Origin of the sequence: Nocardiopsis listeri, assembly GCF_020741345.1 — a bacterium.
In the GTDB taxonomy this organism is placed as follows: Bacteria; Actinomycetota; Actinomycetes; order Streptosporangiales; family Streptosporangiaceae; genus Nocardiopsis; species Nocardiopsis listeri_A.
In genome coordinates, this window is record NZ_DYZD01000391.1 from 1 (window position 1) to 3,271 (window position 3,271).

Here is a 3,271-nt window from a genome sequence, read left to right on the forward strand (position 1 = left end):
GTGGGGCGCCGGACGGAACTGTGGGGGTTCTCCGGTGTTCGCCGGCGGCACGGGGCGGATCTCGTCGCCCGAGGTGCACGGTGCGGCCCCGGGTGGGAAAGCCGGGGCCGCACCGAGTCCTCACCCGGCCCGCCCGCTCCGGCCCGGGAAGGACGACACAGGGGTTCCGAGAGCGATCGGGGCGTCGGGGGAGACCCCGGCGCCCCGTTCCCTTACCGCGTATCGGTCCCCTTCGGATCCGGCGACCTTGCCCGCCCCGTGAACGCCGAAGGGCCCCGCCGTTCACGGCGGAGCCCTCCACGTCGACGTCGATCCGTGTGACCGCTACCAGTCGTCCTCGCCGGTACCGAACCCGAGCCCGTCCTGGCACGGGTTGGAGGTGGCGTCGCGCCCCTCACCCGGGCGGGCGGACGGCGATTCCTCCACATCCTCTTCGTCCGGGGCCTCGCCGTTCTCCACGACCGACCGGTCCACCGGGGTCGGAGAGGACATCGGTGGTTCCTGCGGGGCCGACGCGTCGTCGGCGGCGAGCAGTTCGGGCAGAGGACGGTCCTCGCGCACGGCCCGGAACAGCTCGTCGGCGTCCTCCTGGTGCCACATCACCCGGTTGGGGTCGTACGGAGCCTGGTACCAGGGCACGGTGTGGAACTCGATGTCGGACAGGTCCACGTCGGTCATGGTGACCGCGATGGACAACATGCGATCGAGTGAGAGTTCCTGGTCGGTGGCGCTGTGCTGTGCCACCGCCTGCAGGACCCCGTTGAGCCTGCGCGGGCTGGTCAGTACGTCGCTGCTGGTCACCTGGTCGGCGAGAGCCGCCATGAACATCTGTTGTCGGTCGATGCGGCCGATGTCCCCGCCGTCGCCGATGTCGTAGCGGGCCCGGACGAAGGACAAGGCCTCTTCCCCGCCGAGGGTCTGCTGACCGGCTTGGAGGTCGAGCTTGGACCGTTCGTCCCGCATGGGTTCGGGGATGCACATGTCGACCCCGCCGATGGCGTCCACGACGTCCCGGAAGCTCGCGAAGCTCAGGTGGACGAAGTGGTCGACCCGGATGTCGGTGAGCGACTCGATGGTCCGAACGACACAGGGCGGGCCACCGTGGTACATCGCGGCGTTGATCATGCCGAAGTAGCCGTAGGTGCCCTCGGTCTTGGCGTAGGCGTCGCAATCGGGAAGCTGAACCAGGGAGTCGCGCGGGAAGCTGATCACCGAGACGCGCTTGTCCGGCGAGATGTGCGCGAGCATCAGGGAGTCGGAGCGTTCGCCCTCGAACTCCTCCGTGTAGGCGGGGCTGTCCTCCTCGTATCCGTCGGATCCGATGAAGAGGATGTTGACCGCGTCGCTGATCTTGTCCGGACGGTCCCCTTCGCTGAGCACCGAACCGATGTCGTGGTGCGTCATCTCCGAACGCAGTGAGTAGTAGTAGCCGTAGGCGGTTGCGGCGCCCAGGCACATCAGGGCCGCGACCGAGGCGGCGGTCCACAGGACGACGCGGCGAAGACGGCGCCGCCCCTTCCCCCCGGCCGGACCGGTGGCCGTGGCGGTGGTCACGGCCGCGGTCACCGCGGCCGCCGACCCCTCACCGGTCACTTCCTCGGTGTCTTCGGCCGGTGCCGCCTCTGCGCTCTCTTCGCCCTCGTCGTTCGGAGCGGTGTCGCCCTCGGCCCGGTCCTGCCGAGCGTCCCCGTCGGACTCATCCGTGGTCGTCACGGGCTTGTCGACGTCGATGCCGACGGGTGCCGGGGCGCTCGCACCATCAGGAGCACTCACACCGTCCGGTGCCGACTCTTCGCCCGTGTCCTCGCCCGGCGCTTCGTCCGGTTCATCGTTCGGATCCTCGGCACGAGGCTCGTCGGCGACGGTCCCGGTTTCCCCGGGACTCTCTTGTTCCTCGGAGTTCTCCCGGTCCTCGGACACGGGGTCGTTCTTCGGGATCTCGTCTGGTGTCTGGTCCGCGCCGGAATCGGCGGAGTTCTCGTCAGCGGGCATCGTGACAATCTCGGTGAGTTCGGACGGCTGGACGTGCCAACGGACGGACACCGACCCGAGTGGGTCTCGCGTCCGCATCCGAGGAATGGCGGAGGTCGCGCGGGGGATGCGCGCGGGCTGTCCGGAATCCGAGCCGAAAAGTCATCGAGGGAAGTTGCGTCACCTGTGGAAGGTGTTGGGGCACCGATGGGCAGGGGGTGACTAAGACACCAGAACCCGCGCGTGGCAGTGATCCTAGGTGAAGTTCTCGAAGAGTGCGCGTTCGGGTTGTCCACGCGCGCGGTTCCTGACCACAATTGCGCCGCACAATTCCTTCGTCGGATGGAAGTCCACGGAGGCTTTCCCGCCCGACTTTCTCACGCGCGGGCGCAAGAATCACTTCTGACCCGCCGCGGGAAGATCGGTTCGGAGCGTCCCGGCGGACGTGCGCGCAATGATCCGGCACCGTCTGGAGAATGCTCCCGATCGGGGCACACGGAGCGGCGCGCCCGGTCACGAACCGGGAGTCAGTCGTCCCAGAACGCGCTCTCCTTCTCCGTGCTCGCCGGCGTGGAGGTGCGGCCGCCGGTCTTGCCGGACGGCTTGGCGCCACCCTTGGTCGTCTTGGTGGTCGTCTTGCGGGCCGTGGTGCTCTTGGCGGGGGTGCTGCCGGTGTGCCGAGGACGCGCGGTGACCGAGCTCTTCTCGATCGGTGCCGCGGGCTTGGGCATCTCTCCGGAGTGGATGCTCAGGGCCTCCTCCTCCACGCTCAGCATCTTGCGCATCGCGGAGGGGACCTCCGGGAGACGCTCCGCTCGCAGGTGGGCACCGAGGACGTCCAGGGCGTGGTCGCACAGGACCCGCTTGGCGGTGCCGGAGCCGACACCGCTGAGCTGTTCGACCTCTGGCAGTTCGTGTTCGCGCAGCAGTCGGACCACGGCGGTGAGCCGTTCGCGCGTCTTGCGGTCGGTCATCGACATGACGGTCAGCTCGGCGTCGCGCAGGAACTCGATTTTGTCGCCGTTGCCGTCACGTTCGGCGATGAACGCGCTGGTGAGGCTGCGGGCGGAGCTGCGCGTGCCGGACCGGAGCTCGGCCCGGCGGATCTGTCTGGCGTGCAGGGCCGTGACGACGGCGCTGGTGACCAGGCTGATGCCGGCGCCCAACAAGACGAGCACGGCGGTGTTTTCGAAGATGTCCACGGGAGGCCTTTCCGGACAGGGGCCGCACGGGGCAGGGTCGCGGAGGTGGGGGCGTGCGGGGAGGTACTCGGGTGCGTGACTATTCGGTAGTTCGGTAC

2 protein-coding genes are annotated in these 3,271 nt (G+C 68.8%); both read right to left on the reverse strand.

The features are described from left to right. Positions 1–324: 324 nt before the first annotated feature. Entirely contained in the window at positions 325–1,992 is a 1,668-nt protein-coding gene (locus K8V84_RS21120; RefSeq protein WP_304077734.1) for an LCP family protein, read from the reverse strand. A 506-nt stretch (positions 1,993–2,498) separates the two neighbouring features. Continuing rightward, positions 2,499–3,167, reverse strand: coding sequence for a hypothetical protein (locus tag K8V84_RS21125; RefSeq protein ID WP_304077737.1), 669 nt, complete (start codon positions 3,165–3,167; stop codon positions 2,499–2,501). Positions 3,168–3,271: the final 104 nt, after the last annotated feature.